Source organism: Coprococcus sp. ART55/1, assembly GCF_000210595.1.
Lineage (GTDB): Bacteria > Bacillota > Clostridia > Lachnospirales > Lachnospiraceae > Coprococcus > Coprococcus aceti.
On the sequence record NC_021018.1, the window covers coordinates 1221315 to 1236402 of the forward strand.

At 43.9% G+C, this 15088-nt stretch carries 13 protein-coding genes and 4 pseudogenes; 9 read left to right on the top strand and 8 right to left on the bottom strand.

Annotated features, from left to right (window positions below):
• From CCU_RS05785 to CCU_RS05795, 3 genes are all read right to left on the bottom strand, one after another.
• The coding region (locus CCU_RS05785; protein WP_208896027.1) for a hypothetical protein at window positions 1–379 on the bottom strand (379 nt) is incomplete at its 3' end.
• Between the two features lie 30 nt (window positions 380–409).
• Window positions 410–1285, bottom strand: a complete 876-nt coding sequence (locus CCU_RS05790; RefSeq protein WP_015533922.1) for a TPM domain-containing protein — start codon at window positions 1283–1285, stop codon at window positions 410–412.
• Window positions 1286–2269 carry a hypothetical protein gene (locus CCU_RS05795; protein WP_022215903.1) on the bottom strand — a complete coding sequence of 328 codons (984 nt, stop codon included), beginning with the start codon at window positions 2267–2269 and terminating at the stop codon, window positions 1286–1288.
• A 243-nt stretch (window positions 2270–2512) separates the two neighbouring features.
• Between CCU_RS05795 and CCU_RS05800 the strand changes: the two genes are divergently transcribed.
• From CCU_RS05800 to CCU_RS05815, 4 genes are all read left to right on the top strand, one after another.
• Window positions 2513–2800, top strand: a complete 288-nt coding sequence (locus tag CCU_RS05800; RefSeq protein WP_022215902.1) for a hypothetical protein — start codon at window positions 2513–2515, stop codon at window positions 2798–2800.
• Between the two features lie 168 nt (window positions 2801–2968).
• The gene (locus CCU_RS05805; RefSeq protein ID WP_015533924.1) at window positions 2969–3451 is read left to right on the top strand and encodes a hypothetical protein; all 483 of its coding nucleotides are present in this window, start codon (window positions 2969–2971) and stop codon (window positions 3449–3451) included.
• Window positions 3452–3453: 2 nt separating this feature from the next.
• A complete protein-coding gene (locus CCU_RS05810; protein ID WP_015533925.1) occupies window positions 3454–3708 on the top strand; it encodes a hypothetical protein in 255 nt (84 codons plus the stop codon).
• Window positions 3709–3872: 164 nt separating this feature from the next.
• On the top strand, window positions 3873–4214 hold the full coding sequence (locus tag CCU_RS05815) for a helix-turn-helix domain-containing protein (protein ID WP_055146956.1): 342 nt from the start codon (window positions 3873–3875) through the stop codon (window positions 4212–4214).
• Window positions 4215–4294: 80 nt separating this feature from the next.
• Here CCU_RS05815 and leuS read toward each other — a convergent pair whose 3' ends face one another.
• Together leuS and CCU_RS05825 are read right to left on the bottom strand one after the other, a co-directional pair.
• A complete protein-coding gene (gene leuS, locus CCU_RS05820; RefSeq protein ID WP_015533926.1) occupies window positions 4295–6712 on the bottom strand; it encodes a leucine--tRNA ligase in 2418 nt (805 codons plus the stop codon).
• A 133-nt stretch (window positions 6713–6845) separates the two neighbouring features.
• Entirely contained in the window at window positions 6846–7346 is a 501-nt protein-coding gene (locus tag CCU_RS05825) for an NUDIX hydrolase (RefSeq protein WP_015533927.1), read from the bottom strand.
• Between the two features lie 191 nt (window positions 7347–7537).
• On the opposite strand from CCU_RS05825, the pseudogene CCU_RS14720 reads away from it, so the two are divergent.
• The 3 genes and pseudogenes from CCU_RS14720 to typA all read left to right on the top strand — a co-directional run bounded on the left by CCU_RS14720 (window position 7538) and on the right by typA (window position 11324).
• Window positions 7538–8340, top strand: a pseudogene (locus tag CCU_RS14720) (class I SAM-dependent DNA methyltransferase).
• Window positions 8341–8483: 143 nt separating this feature from the next.
• Window positions 8484–9368, top strand: a complete 885-nt coding sequence (gene hslO, locus CCU_RS05835; RefSeq protein ID WP_015533929.1) for an Hsp33 family molecular chaperone HslO — start codon at window positions 8484–8486, stop codon at window positions 9366–9368.
• 130 nt (window positions 9369–9498) lie between these two features.
• Window positions 9499–11324: pseudogene (typA, locus tag CCU_RS14725) on the top strand (translational GTPase TypA).
• 243 nt (window positions 11325–11567) lie between these two features.
• Here the strand turns inward: typA and CCU_RS05845 are convergent.
• The 3 genes and pseudogenes from CCU_RS05845 to CCU_RS05855 form a co-directional block, all read right to left on the bottom strand.
• The gene (locus CCU_RS05845; RefSeq protein ID WP_015533932.1) at window positions 11568–12944 is read right to left on the bottom strand and encodes an ABC transporter permease; all 1377 of its coding nucleotides are present in this window, start codon (window positions 12942–12944) and stop codon (window positions 11568–11570) included.
• 41 nt (window positions 12945–12985) lie between these two features.
• A complete protein-coding gene (locus CCU_RS05850; RefSeq protein WP_208896028.1) occupies window positions 12986–13330 on the bottom strand; it encodes a hypothetical protein in 345 nt (114 codons plus the stop codon).
• A gap of 208 nt (window positions 13331–13538) precedes the next feature.
• Window positions 13539–13897 (bottom strand): annotated as a pseudogene (locus tag CCU_RS05855) (helix-turn-helix domain-containing protein).
• A gap of 221 nt (window positions 13898–14118) precedes the next feature.
• Here CCU_RS05855 and CCU_RS05860 point away from each other — a divergent pair.
• Both CCU_RS05860 and CCU_RS05865 read left to right on the top strand, forming a co-directional pair.
• Window positions 14119–14793, top strand: a complete 675-nt coding sequence (locus CCU_RS05860) for a response regulator transcription factor (protein WP_015533934.1) — start codon at window positions 14119–14121, stop codon at window positions 14791–14793.
• Window positions 14781–15088, top strand: a pseudogene (locus tag CCU_RS05865) (HAMP domain-containing sensor histidine kinase); the annotation flags it as partial. The gene CCU_RS05860 and the pseudogene CCU_RS05865, both read left to right, overlap by 13 nt.

Sequence of the window (15088 nt, forward strand, 5' to 3'; positions counted from 1 at the left end):
TCGATGTATACACATCATCCGCAGAGACTACTCTGCCTCTCAGCGTATAATTCAGCAGTACATCTTCGTTACTCCTGATGAGCAGGATGGCATATCTGCCATCCTGCTGACAGTAGTAGTACCTGCCCTGCCTCTCAGAATCCACATAATAATCGTATCCTATATAATCCGCCCGATCCACGGTTATCGTCACATCCCTGTCGTTCGGATTCGCCCTGGATTCCACATCAGCTATACTTCTGTATGTCCTGCTCCTTATCCTGTCCGGCAGACTGAAATGCCACGCCATGATGATCATGCATCCCACCATGATCAGTGATAGAATGATCCCGGGTATTCTGTTTTTTAGAATATAACTTTCAAACTTCCTGTTCTTCATAATATGTCTTTCCCGCGTACGGTCAGATTTTTAGAAATGGCTTCCGCCACCGCCATGACCACCGCCACCGCCTGATCCACCAGAATCTCCTGAGCTGCTCTGGATAGTCACGCTGGTTACTTCCTTACGTATAAATATATCTCTTCTGTCAAGCTCCTTGGCATTTCCATCGCTGTATGTAGAAGCTGTTGTGGTATCTTTTCCTGCTTTCTTCGACAGATTCACGATGCAGAATGCGATGGCTGCTCCCAGAGATACAAGGAAGCATATAAATGGTGACAGGAACTTTAATCCTCCTGTGCTGCTCTTCATAGCCGTCTCTGTTCTTGACATCATTCTCTCAAATGCTCCAAGAGTATCCGATCTGAGTATCTTTCCACCGTATTCCGTTATGGATGTCGCCTTGGAATCACTTATTCTCTTCTTCGCCTTGCCGGCTGTGCACAGATAAACATATCCGTCGTTCTCCTGCCAGTTGGCAACTATAACTACGCTTGTGCTGGCATCCCTGCCGTCAAGATATGTTCCTGCAGGCCACTCTTCCCAGCCGAATCTGTAATAATCACAGATCTTCTCTGCTATATCCTTTGTGTTAGACTCTATGTCATATGAAACTGCATCGGCATCATATTCTGACAGATCTGTGTACTGATCCATGGTAACGACAACAAAGTCCATACCCACTTTATCTTCCAATTCTGCTATCTCCCCGCGGAGAGTCTCCTCCTCCGAATCAGACAGCTTATCTGCATAGTCAAACACTCTCTCATTTGTCTTACATTCTGTATTATTTCTGGCGTCATGCTTGAGATTGGCATTTGATTTCACAAAGTATCCTATAAAGAACACTATTCCAAGTCCAAGTACCACGAGCATTGCCACGATAAATTTCTTTACTGCATTCATTTACAACACCCCCAATAACATAGACAAGCCATCAAGCAATACAAATGCTGCGCCAAACAAAAGTGCGGTAAGTCCAACTGCCTTACTCATGCTCTTCGGCTCTGTTCCAACACATTTTCCAGTCTGTCCGTTGACATAGAACTTATAGTTTTTGCCCTGGAAACGGTACTCATATACCCACACCGGCATGAGTCCGAACTTTGTTCCCGTGAGTCTGTTGTTGTTTCTGAATCTCTCATTTGTAAGTGATGAATATCCGGTTGTGGTGCTTCTCACCCAATCTCTGTTTGCCTTCTCCGCCTTTGCCTGAGCCCTCGGCTCCACCTCATTCGGCGGCATATTGTAAGTCTCCGCATCGAATCCCGAGAGGTACTTGTTGTCATGCTGCATGAGCTCTTTGTAGTTGTACGGCTCCATGAGATCCATGATTCCATCCTCCATGGCTATGGATGCATCAACCGGTATGCCCTCATAATTCACATGCAGGCTTCTTCCGACATCAAAATATGAAGTCTCTGTATATCTCTTGTCTCCAGACGTCCATGATCTGACCTTTGTTCCTATGGCCTCATAAGCCACATCCGAATCATAATCGTACATCCAGAATGGGACATACACTCCCTTAAGCGCCTCAAGCGTCTTCTGTGAAAGGAATGTTCCCGGTATAAATAGCTTTTTACCAAATTCATTCCTCAGCTTCTCCTCAGCCTCATGCTTTGATATCTTAAAAGGAAGTATCACATCAGCCCCATACGGATAATTTACTTTGTCATCCCTGAGCAGATATGTTCCACATGAAGGGCATCTTCCCGCAGACTGATACTCCGTGTAAGGTATCTGTGAACCACAGTTTATACATATTACAGGCTCCTGTGATGGAACCAGTTCCTGACAGTCGCTTCCCCCGCAACTAAGGCAGACCATCTTTTTCTTCGCAGGGTCGTACACTACGTTACCCCCGCAATTCACACAACGATATAGCAAGTTATCTTCCCCCTGTCCTTTTTTATCGTTTTCCTTCCAAACTTCCTACGCTGATTCTCAGCGTACCTGCGCTTATTATAGCATAGTAAATCTGTTTTTAGAACATCGAATTGGATGCCTTAAGGCGGCTTTATAACACATTTTAGATATCTTAAATGAAACAAAATATTTTTTGAACAAATGTGTAACACATCATGTTCATGCGAATATGTTAAACCATGAACAAAATAATGGAGGCTTACCATGAGTGATTTATCAGCAACACAGTGTGCCTGTGGCGGTTGTGGCTGTGGCGGCAGAAATGGACTTTCTTGCGGAGGTTCATGTGGATGCAACAGTTGCACTCTGATCATCATCCTTCTCCTCTGCTGCGGTGGCTGCGGCGGCGATGGTTTCGGTTTTAACAGCGGTTGTGGCAATGACAATAGCTGCATCTGGATCATCCTTCTCTTATTCTGCTGCGGTGGCTGTGGCAATAACAACGGATGTGGCTGCGGTGGCTGCGGCGGCAATGATTGCGGCTGCTGCTAACAGCGGATTCACCATTATCCATAAACGGGATATCGGGCAGAAAGGCTGTCCGGTATCCACAGAAAGTGGCCAGCAGAAGCAATTCTGCTGGTATTTTTTTTACTAAAAATCAATAGAATATAGTATAGCTGTCTTACCAAGTGATCACTGCATGAAACGGAGCTTCATATGTTTAATGGCAACTTCCATCATCCACTGGACAACTTAATAAAAGATGACCGCCTGTTCATGATGGAGGCCATTCTCCCATTTGTGGATGACCGTATGAAAGCTCCTCTGGCAATGTACATAAAGATCATGGAACTTCAGACCATATTGAATGCTCTGCGCGATACAAATTATGTAAACTCCTGTGGACTCCACAAAGATATAAACAATCAGGATGATATACTGTCATCCCTTGCTGGGTGTGGATTTCCCGATATCAGGGACCAGTTTGCCAGCATGAAAAAAGCCATGGATATGATGAAGACCATGGAAGCCATGAACACACAGCAATCCACGGATTCTCTGTACCGGCACTATCAAAGCAGAACTGCCTCTGAAACCGAGGGCGAAGAAAACTACGACAACACTGAATCCCAGTCATCCCAGGATATATACAGCTCCGTCAAAGACCTGTTTGAAAAATATGATATGGAGGGATATTAAACATGAATCTTCAAAATGACCCAAGACTAAAAAACATGCATCCGCTAAAAAGGGAAATTCTTCTCAGATTATCCAACTCCCAGTCCACCATGACTCCGGAGCAGATGCTCCCCCAGCTAATGGAGATCAACAAAGAACTGCAAAAAAGGGATCTCTCCTTCAGCAGATCCGAGTCCGAGATCGTTCTGGATGTTCTGAGCGAAGGCATGTCTCCACAGGAAAAACAAAAGATAAATATGATAAAGTCCATGCTGTAAAAAATGCATTTCACTGAATGTAACACAATTTCATTTTTGTAGCTATCAGCTACAGTTTCACATTTTTGTACCTGATAGTTTCTGGCTGGCAATACCGTTATTGGCAGATACTATTTGCATAAAATGTAGCTGATAGATATTGTTTCAGCAAGATGGAGGTTATTGTGATAGATATCTTTGACTTGGGATTGCGGATAAGAAATGTGAGAAAGGCTCATAATCTTACTCAGGAACAGCTTGCCGAGAAAATAAAAGTGTCTCCTCATTATGTGTATGAGCTGGAACATGGATACAAAAGTATGAGTATATATACTCTTGCCAATATCGCAACTGTTCTTGATGCGCCACTGGATTTTCTGGTGTTCGGAAAGGAACCGGCCACCACCCCCGAGAACAAGGATTATATCACTCATGACGATCTTGACAGGCTGGTGGAATCGATACCGCTGTACAAACGTGACAGTGCATACAGCGCACTCAAGAATCTGCTGCCTTATCTGAAATAAATGATAATCCGATATATATTTAACATCAAGAAAGCCACATGGATTTTTCTCCATGTGGCTTTCTCATGTTTATAGTTTTTTTATTTCATAACAATATTCACAATACGTCCAGGAACATAGATCTCCTTGATAACGTTACCTGTGAGCTTGTCGGCGATCACTTCCTTAGCCTTTGCGATAACCTCATCCTTTGGATCCTCCTTGCCGATCGCAAGTGTTGCCTTAGTCTTACCGTTGATCTGTACAGCGATCTCTACTGTTGACTCTACTGTCTTTGCCTCATCGAACTCTGGCCATGTCTGCTGATATACATATCCGCCATAGTTCTTTACTGACCACAGCTCCTCTGTGATATGAGGTGCAACAGGGTTTAACAGGATGAGCAGTGTCTTAAACTCATCTGCTGTAACGCTTCCCTTCTTGTAGAAGTCGTTGAGAAGTGCCATCATGGCTGCGATAGCTGTGTTGTACTTCAGGTTCTCGAAGTCATTTGAAACCTTCTTGATAACCTGGTGCATCTTGGTCTCCATATCCTTGGAGTAGCCCTTCTCGTCTGTCACACTGTCCTGAAGCTTCCATACTCTGTCGAGGAATCTTCTACATCCCTTGACACCATCCTCTGACCATGAAGCTGCAAGGTCAAATGCTCCGATGAACATCTCGTAGGTACGAAGTGTATCTGCGCCATATACATCTACGATGTCGTCAGGATTTACAACGTTGCCTCTTGACTTACTCATCTTCTCACCGTTCTCACCGAGGATCATACCATGTGATGTTCTCTTCTGGTATGGCTCTGGTGTAGGAACTACGCCCTGATCGTACAGGAACTTGTGCCAGAATCTTGAATACAGAAGGTGAAGTGTTGTATGCTCCATTCCTCCGTTGTACCAGTCAACAGGAAGCCAGTACTTGAGTGCCTCCTTGCTTGCAAGAGCCTCTGTGTTGTGAGGATCTGTATATCTGAGGAAATACCATGATGATCCAGCCCACTGTGGCATAGTATCCGTCTCTCTCTTTGCCGGACCGCCACAGCATGGACATGTGGTGTTTACCCAGTCTGTCATAGCTGCAAGTGGTGACTCACCATTGTCTGTCGGCATGTAACTGTCAACCTCCGGAAGGAGAAGTGGAAGCTGGCTCTCGTCGATTGGAACATAACCACACTTATCGCAGTGAACGATAGGAATTGGCTCGCCCCAGTATCTCTGACGTGAGAATACCCAGTCACGGAGCTTGTAGTTGGTCTTTGCCTGACCGATACCCTTCTCCTCAAGGAACTTGATCATCTTCTCCTTTGCATCCTTTACCTCAAGGCCGTTGAGGAAATCTGAGTTGATGAGCACTCCTGTTGCCACGTCTGTAAATGCAGTCTCATTTATATCTACTTCCTCGCCATCCTTTGCAACAACCTGGATGAGTGGAAGTCCGAACTTCTTTGCAAATTCCCAGTCTCTGTCATCATGTGCAGGAACCGCCATGATAGCACCTGTTCCGTAGCTCATGAGTACATAGTCTGATACGTATATAGGGATCTCCTTGCCATTTACAGGGTTGATGGCTGTGAGTCCGTCTATGCATACACCAGTCTTATCCTTTGCAAGCTCTGAACGCTCAAAGTCGCTCTTCTTCGCTGCCTGCTCACGGTATGCCTCGATGTCTGACCAGTTGCCGATCTCGTCCTTGTACTTGTCAAGGATTGGATGCTCTGGTGAAACAACCATGTATGTTACTCCGAATAATGTATCGCATCTTGTTGTATATATGCGGAGCTTGTCCTCTTTGCCCTTTACTGAGAAATCTACCTCAGCTCCTGTTGATCGTCCGATCCAGTTCTTCTGTGAAACCTTTACACGCTCGATGTAATCCACGCCGTCAAGTCCTTCAATGAGCTTGTCTGCGTAATCTGTAATCTTGAGCATCCACTCAGACTTAACCTTGCGGACAACCTCACTGCCACAACGCTCACATACGCCGTTGACAACTTCCTCATTTGCAAGGCCAACCTTACATGATGTACACCAGTTGATAGGCATCTCCTTCTTGTATGCGAGACCTGCCTTGAAAAGCTTAAGGAATATCCACTGTGTCCACTTGTAGTACTCAGGATCTGTCGTGTTGATCTCTCTGTCCCAGTCAAATGAATATCCAAGTGAGTGGAGCTGCTTTTTGAATCTTGCAACATTTGTCTTGGTTACTTCCTTTGGATGGATCTTGTTCTTGATCGCATAGTTCTCTGTAGGGAGACCAAATGCATCCCAGCCCATTGGATACAGAACGTTGTAGCCCTGCATTCTTCTCTTTCTTGCTACTATATCAAGCGCTGTGTATGGTCTTGGATGACCTACGTGAAGTCCCTGTCCTGATGGGTATGGGAATTCAACTAACGCATAATACTTTGGTTTTGAATAATCATCTGTAGCAGCAAATGCCTTGTTGTCATCCCAGACCTTCTGCCACTTTCCTTCAACGACTTTGTGGTTGTATGTCTCAGCCATTTTTGAAAATGCCTCCTTGAAATTTATCTTTTCAGGCTTTATAACGCTTTTTCGCCCGATTCCTCTCTAATCTTAACTATATTAGCATATATGCCGTGTTTTTCAAACTGTTTTTTGGTATAAGCAGCCCGGCTTATTCAAACACTTTCTTGATACTGTCATAATGAAGGAAGATTCCCTGCTCTGCATATTCCTTTATCTCATCCAGAGTTGCCAGCTTAAAACCATCAGTCTCCGCCTCCTGAGGCCTGATATCTATTTCCGAAAAATCTCCAGTAAACTTATAGACATCCACAAAGTAGTTGTCCTTCTCATCCGGGTTATCTCTCCTATATGTAAACTGCAAGCCTCCATCGAAATCACTTACGTCTATGCCTGTCTCCTCTATTACCTCTCGTCTGACAGCCTCTATGGATGACTCTCCTGCCTGCACTCCGCCGCCGGATACCTCCCACCAGCCTGCTGCCCACGCCTTTGTCATGACACGCTTGGTTATCAGATACTTTCCCTCTCTGTTCTGGAGCACACCGAGCACTGTGAGGTGATAATCCCCCGGTTTCATATTCCAGTCATTTCTCTTCATCGTGCGCCCTGTAGGCTGCTTGTTTACATCGTAAATATCCCAGTATTCCATCTCTGCTTGTCCTCTTTCTGATTTTTATATTTGTTCTGCCCAGTAACATAATAAATGCTATTTTAAGTTTCTTCAACAATCATTCGAATTTTATGCATAATTATTTATTGCAGTTTACTATAAAACTTAAGCTGTGGTACAATTCAAACTGTTATCAAGAGATTTGACCAGCGCAGGCTGAAGGAGGAAGCATGAACGCTTATGAGGTATTCGCCAGTGTCTATGATGAACTGATGGACAACATTCCATATGATGACTGGTGCACATATATAATAGAAGTTTTGAGAAAATACGGAGTGAACGAAGGGCTCATATGTGAGCTTGGATGTGGCACCGGAGAGATAACGGAAAGGCTTGCGGATGCCGGATACGACATGATCGGTATCGACAATTCATATGAGATGCTTGAGGTGGCAAATGAAAAAAAACTTGATACAGGTCACGAATCCATCTTGTATCTCATGCAGGACATGAGGAATTTGAGCTCTTCGGCACGGTGAATGCCATCGTATGTGTGTGTGACAGCATCAACTATCTCACTGAGCTTTCAGATATCACACATGTATTCAGGCTGGCAAATAACTATCTCGAATCAAAGGGCATATTTATCTGCGACTTCAAGACCCGCCATTATTTCAAGGATGTGGTTGCCGACAGCACCATAGCCGAGGACAGGGACGACGTGAGCTTTATCTGGGATAACTACTACGATACGGAAACCGATATAAATGAGCTGGCTCTCAGCCTGTTTCTCCCAGAATACCCAGAATCAGGCATTGAACCGGATGATGAGTGTCCTCTATACAGGAAGTATCAGGAATTCCATTATCAGCGAGGCCTGACCCTTGATGACATGAGGACATGCGTTGCTGACTCAGGCATGGAGCTCGTTGCCATGTACGATGCATTTACATGGCTGCCAGCCACAGATTCCAGTGAAAGGGTATACGTGGTTGCAAGGGAGACACACCAGGATAACAAACACTATGAATAGGCTTGTCTTATCATCATTCATAATATAAAATGGTGAAGATTGTCCAATATATCATTAATTATAATGCGATTATATATAGAGATAACCGGACAGATTTCAAAATGTAACAAAACTAATCAACATAGAATAGCGAGGTATACAACATGAGCGATCATATAATAAGAGGTATGGCGGCGAACAATCAGGTAAGATTCTTCGCCGGAACAACAAGAGATATCGTGGAGACTGCAAGATCTATCCACAACACAAGCCCTGTGGCTACAGCCGCACTTGGAAGACTGCTCACAGCAGGAGCACTTATGGGAGCACAGTGCAAGAACGAGTCCGACGTACTCACACTTCAGATCCAGTGCAACGGACCGATCGGAGGACTTACCGTAACTGCAGACGCACATTCAAGAGTCAAGGGATATGTCAACAATCCAAACGTTATCCTTCACGCAAATGACAAGGGTAAGCTGGATGTTGCCAAGGCACTTGATCTCGGCGTGCTTTCAGTTATCAAGGATATCGGTCTCAAGGAGCCTTATGTCGGTCAGACACAGCTCGTGTCCGGTGAGATTGCCGAAGATCTTACTTATTACTTTGCGACATCTGAGCAGATTCCTACATCTGTTGCCCTTGGTGTTCTCATGGAGAAGGACAACACCGTCAAACAGGCAGGCGGCTTCATCATACAGCTTATGCCATTTGCATCGGATGAGCTCATAGACGTTCTTGAGAAGAGACTTAACGAGTTTTCTTCTATCACCAGTCTCCTCGATGCGGGCAAGACTCCTCTTGACATCATCAAGGATGTATTTGAAGGATATGACGTTGTAGTGACCGATGAGTTGCCTACCGAGTGGCACTGCAACTGCAGCAAGGAGAGATACTACAATGCGGTACTCAGCCTTGGCAAAAAAGAGATCGCAAGCCTTCTCGAGGAGGGCGAGCCTATAGAGGTCAACTGCCAGTTCTGCAACTCTCATTACAAGTTCTCACCTGACGAACTCAAAGAGATGCTGCTCAAAGCGGCTGCAAAATAATCATTTTTCCGCCATTTGCCCTCATTTTTACAACATTTTTGTACATTATAATTATTGCATTGGTTTTTTCACTATGCTAGAATGTTAACCGTTGTAAAGTAGACTAAATTTGAAAGAAAGAGTGAAAATTATGAAGATAACAAGAGATGATATCAGAAATGTGGCTATCATCGCCCACGTTGACCACGGTAAAACAACACTTGTAGACGAGCTCTTAAAGCAGAGCGGTGTGTTCCGTGACAATCAGGAGGTCGCTGAGCGTGTCATGGATTCCAACGATATCGAGCGTGAAAGAGGAATCACTATCCTCTCCAAGAATACTGCCGTAACATATGGAAGCACCAAGATCAACATCATTGATACTCCGGGTCATGCAGACTTCGGCGGTGAGGTTGAGCGAGTTCTTAAGATGGTAAACGGAGTAATCCTCGTTGTTGATGCATTTGAGGGTCCTATGCCACAGACCAAGTTCGTTCTGAAGAAGGCTCTTGAGCTTAATCTTGCAGTTATCGTATGTGTAAATAAATGTGATCGTCCTGAGGCACGTCCTGACGAGGTAGTTGACGAAGTTCTTGAGCTCCTCATCGAGCTCGATGCAAATGAGGATCAGCTTGACTGCCCATTTGTATTTGCTTCTGCCAAGTCCGGTTATGCAACACTTGACTCATCCAAGCCAGGCACAGACATGAAGCCTCTGTTCGACACTATAATTGATTACATTCCTGCTCCTACAGGCGATCCTGAGGCAGGTGTACAGATGCTTGTCAGCACAATCGACTACAACGAGTACGTTGGACGTATCGGTGTCGGCAAGGTCGACAATGGTGTCCTCAGGTAAATGAGGATCTTGTCATAGTAAATGAGCATGACCCGGACAAGCTCGAGAGGGTTCGTATCGGAAAGCTTTTCGAGTATGAGGGTCTTAACAAGATAGAGGTTAAGGAAGCACAGATAGGTTCTATCGTTGCTGTTTCAGGCATCGCAGATGTACAGATAGGTGATACTCTCTGCTCCCCTGAGAATCCTGACCCAATTCCTTTCCAGAAGATTTCTGAGCCAACCATCGCCATGACATTCATGGTAAATGACTCTCCTCTCGCAGGCAAGGAAGGTAAGTTCGTAACATCAAGACATCTCCGTGAGAGACTTTTCAGAGAGCTGAACACAGATGTCAGCCTCCGAGTTGAGGAGACTGACACAACTGAGGCTTTCAAGGTTTCAGGCCGTGGTGAGCTTCACCTGTCAGTCCTCATCGAGAACATGAGACGTGAAGGTTATGAATTTGCAGTAAGTAAGGCTGAGGTTATCTACAAGGAAGATGAGCTCGGACATAAGCTTGAGCCATTTGAGATCGCTTATATAGATGTTCCTGACGAATTTGCAGGTACTATCATCAACATGCTGAACCAGAGAAAGGGTGAGCTTCAGGGAATGGCTCCTACAGGAAATGGAACCACAAGACTTGAGTTCTCTGTTCCATCCCGTGGACTTATCGGATTCCGTGGTGACTTCATGACAGCTACTAAGGGTACAGGTATCATCAACACAACATTTGACGAGTATCTTCCATACAAGGGTGACATGAGCTACCGTTCAAAGGGATCACTCATCGCATTCGAGTCAGGTACTTCGATCACATATGGTCTTTTCAACGCACAGGAGCGTGGAACACTGTTCATCGGACCTGGTGAGCAGGTTTACGCCGGTATGGTTGTAGGTGAGAATCCTCGTGCTGAGGACATGGAGGTCAATGTCTGCAAGAAGAAGCAGCTTACCAACACACGTTCTTCAGGATCAGATGATGCTCTCAAGCTTTCACCTCCAAAGGTGATGAGTCTTGAGCAGGCTCTTGACTTCATCGACACTGATGAGCTTCTGGAGATCACACCAAAGTCATTCAGAATCCGTAAGAAGATTCTTGACCATACTCTCCGTTACAGAGCCAACAGGAAATAAGGACGGACGAAAAGTCCTTTGAGATAGTGAAGCCCGTACACTGTAAGGATGTGGATCCATCACGGGATATACAACAAAAGCAGAGACAGTTCACACATTCTTTGTGTTTTGTGTGAGTTGTCTCTGCTTTTTTTGTGCGTAAAACTGTATCTTTTTTGCTTGTTTTCCTCTGAATGATACAACTTTTCTGTTTTTTGTATCTTTCTGGCTTTTTCTTTATGTTTGCGATAATTTTGTGACCTTTTACCTCCTTGTCACGGCGTCTATTGGTCTTAGTTTTGAGGCCCATCTTGCTGGGAAATAGCCTGCTGCCACTCCGAGGATCACGGAGCCGAGGACTCCGGCCAGTGCAAGCCACCATGGGATCATGGCTATCTGGGTTCCTTTTGCAAGGTTGAACATGGAGACGGCGGCTTTATTCACCACTATTCTCACTCCGTAGGAGGATAATACTCCGAGGACGCCTCCGACAAGTCCTATCACTGCGGCCTCCATGAGGAACAGAAGTCTGAGCTCGTCTATGTCGCAGCCGAGGACCTTCAATATACCGATCTCGTTTACCCGGTCGAATACAGAGGTCGTCATGGTGTTGCTTATTCCTATGACAGCCACAATAAGTGCTATCATTCCGATTCCGCCGAGAAGAAGCTGTATCATCTTGAGGTACTTCTGTATCGTGTCCAGATATTCCTTGGAATTCTCTGTCTGATACCCCATGTCCTGAAGCTTTTTTACCATCGCATCGACGTTATTTATATCATCTACGATCACCACCGCTGATGTGTAGACAAATTCACGGTAGCTGTTGCCATTGCCATCCACCGGCTGACCGTAAAGCTTGCCATCGGCGCTGACCTTTCTGAGCAGGCTTTTCAGTGAATCCATATCACAGTATATCGTCTGAGACTTCTCGCTGTAGCTGTCAGAGATGTCCAGCGATTCGTCAGACTCTTCATCCTGAACTGCACTGTCATAAGAAGTGTCAGCAGAAGCATTGTCAGAGCTGTTATCCGTATCTCCATCAGATAAAACCCCGGCGAGTTTCAGTTTGAATATCCTGTCACTTTCACCGCTCCATCCGACGGTCGTGTCAAATCTCTTTCCGACAAGGGATTCAATACTCTTCTTCTCTCTCTTCTCGTAACTGTCAAATGTCTTTTGATTGAAGAACATTTTGCCCACACTGCCGCCCGAGATCAGTTCAGGTGTCCCATGTGAAGAATTGCTGTTTTCCCCATAGGCCAGACTCCAGCCATCAAGCTCATTTCCCGGCACACCCACAAGATTGCCAAAGTATTCATACTCCCCATACTTCATACTCACAGGCACCTCATACAGAGGATAACAACCATCCACATTTGCAAGATCTGTCAATGTAGATATCGTTCTGTCCGTTATCATTCGATCCTTATGCTTACTTCCGGTCTCACTGTATATCGTTATCTGGTTGACACTTCCACTTGCAACCGCAGAATCTATCATCTCGTTCTTGACTCCGATTCCCACAGCCAGAAGTGCTACAACCGATATAACACCTATCATCACGCCGAGAACGGTGAGAAATGTTCTGATCTTTCTTCTCTTCATATTCATAAGACACAAATGCCATATCCACCCCATACAATCTATCTCCTTATAAACTCTCTCCCCGTGACCGGAATCTAAAATTCATCAAGAATCTCCTTTTTTCTCCTGTGCTTTTTTATCGCACATATACAGAACAGAGCTATCACTATAACCACAGCAATTACACCATATAACACCTTTTTATCACTGCTTTTTGTGCTGTCCTTTATCTTCTCTACATTGTCATACACCGGAGATTCCACAGTCGCCTTGAAATTCCCCTCAATCGTCGTCTCATTCCCCTCTTTGTCCTCATATGTAACTATCACCTTTGACATATCACCGCTCGCAGCAGTCGTCGCCACGGCATTCGTGAGGATATCTATGCTTCCGCTCTTTCCAGACTCTATATTGCCTATATACGTCTCAATCTCCTCCACACTTCCCAACAAGCAATTTTCAACCGACGCACCGCAGGACGGGAGGGCGAAAATACGGAAAAGGGTACTCTTTTCCTATGCTTGCTAAGAAAGTTTTTTCCTCACTTATCACTACAACGGAACTCCCAGTATGCCAAAAAGCGCAAAAGAAAAACGCCGCAATTCTGCGACGCTTCATTCACTTTATGCAGACAAAAACGAGGGAACTTTATTCCCCCGTCCTGTCATTGTTGGCTTCCTCTATGCCTTTTGCAGTAGCAGACATGATTTTTAATCTGTTTCGCTCATTGTGTCAAGCATGGTATCGAGCTGACGGCGGCGTGTGGACTTCTCTTGTTCCCGTTCCGGGAAAAAGAACTGGTCTACTGATACGTCAAGCAGGGTTACAAGCTTATATAAAATCTGTAAACTTGGGTGCTGCCCGCTGTTTTCAATGGACGCGATATACCGGGGCGCAATGTTCAGTGTGTCGGCTAACTGATTGCGTGATATTCCCTTTGCTTTTCTTGCTGCTTTAATGGCTTGCCTGAAAGCCTTAAAATCATACTTCACTTTATCCTGCTTCATATTTTTCACCCTATTACATTTTACTGTTCCTCTTTTCTTTGAGATATGATTACACATATCATAGTATTGATGGTAATAGAGCATAAAACATGCAGAGTAAGGTTGCTACAACTCATATTGCCATATATAATATCTAATGACATCGAAAATTAAAGAAATTGATTAGAAATAGATTTTTGTTTGATAATCTTAAATCAGATATTCACAATGGAGGCACATTTATGTCGCAGAGTATTTTAATTGTAGACGATGAAAAAGAAATTGTATCAATGCTGTATTGCTATTTCAGCAAACTTGGATATACGGTATATACTGCAACAGCAGGAAATGCTGCATTAAAAGAAGTAGAAAAAAAACCTGACATTATTTTGTTAGACGTTAATATGCCAGATATTGATGGATTTACTGTTTGTGAAAGAATACGGGATTATGTTTCATGCCCTATAATTTTTTTAACAGCACGCATTGAAGATAGTGATAAAATAAAAGGATTTTCTATTGGCGCAGACGACTATGTAATAAAACCATTTTCTGTTGATGAATTAGAAGCTCGCATTGCAGCACATCTTCGCAGAGAAAAAAGACACAATACATCTTCAAAGGTGCAATTTGATGAAGATATGGTTATAGATTATTCCTCACGTATTGTGTTTTATCATAATAAGGATATGGCTTTTACCAAAAAGGAATTTGATATAATATCTTTCCTTTCACAAAACAAAGGAATTGTTTTTGACCGGGAAACTATTTATGAAAAAGTTTGGGGATTAGACGGCATTGGTGATAATACAGTTGTTACAGAACATATCAGACGTATTAGGGCAAAATTTTTATCTTTAGGCGATAGACCTTACATTGAAACTGTTTGGGGGTGCGGATATAAATGGAAAAATTAAAGAGAAGCAGATGGTTCAATCGGTTAAATAGCATGAGTATTAGGATGTCCTTTGTTCTTTATGCTTTGTTTTCATTGTTGATTGGAATAATTATTTGTATACTTTTAATTTCAATGGTTGACAAATACAGAATAAATTTGAACTATAAGTATGAAAATATGTCAACAAGGTATGATATACCGGAAAATGGTTCATTTACCGCCGCTTATAGTAATGACCAAACAAAATACACAATATTTGATACGAAAGGAAACGAGATATGCAAGTTCAATGTTGATTATCAAAAAGAACGCCC

Bases quoted from the DNA above. Each gene is read 5' to 3' on its own strand.
- CCU_RS05790 (WP_015533922.1), bottom strand. From the start codon at position 1,285: ATGAATGCAGTAAAGAAATTTATCGTGGCAATGCTCGTGGTACTTGGA.
- CCU_RS05800 (WP_022215902.1), top strand. From the start codon at position 2,513: ATGAGTGATTTATCAGCAACACAGTGTGCCTGTGGCGGTTGTGGCTGT.
- CCU_RS05805 (WP_015533924.1), top strand. From the start codon at position 2,969: ATGTTTAATGGCAACTTCCATCATCCACTGGACAACTTAATAAAAGAT.
- CCU_RS05810 (WP_015533925.1), top strand. From the start codon at position 3,454: ATGAATCTTCAAAATGACCCAAGACTAAAAAACATGCATCCGCTAAAA.
- leuS (WP_015533926.1), bottom strand. From the start codon at position 6,712: ATGGCTGAGACATACAACCACAAAGTCGTTGAAGGAAAGTGGCAGAAG.
- CCU_RS05825 (WP_015533927.1), bottom strand. From the start codon at position 7,346: ATGGAATACTGGGATATTTACGATGTAAACAAGCAGCCTACAGGGCGC.
- hslO (WP_015533929.1), top strand. From the start codon at position 8,484: ATGAGCGATCATATAATAAGAGGTATGGCGGCGAACAATCAGGTAAGA.
- CCU_RS05845 (WP_015533932.1), bottom strand. From the start codon at position 12,944: ATGGGGTGGATATGGCATTTGTGTCTTATGAATATGAAGAGAAGAAAG.
- CCU_RS05860 (WP_015533934.1), top strand. From the start codon at position 14,119: ATGTCGCAGAGTATTTTAATTGTAGACGATGAAAAAGAAATTGTATCA.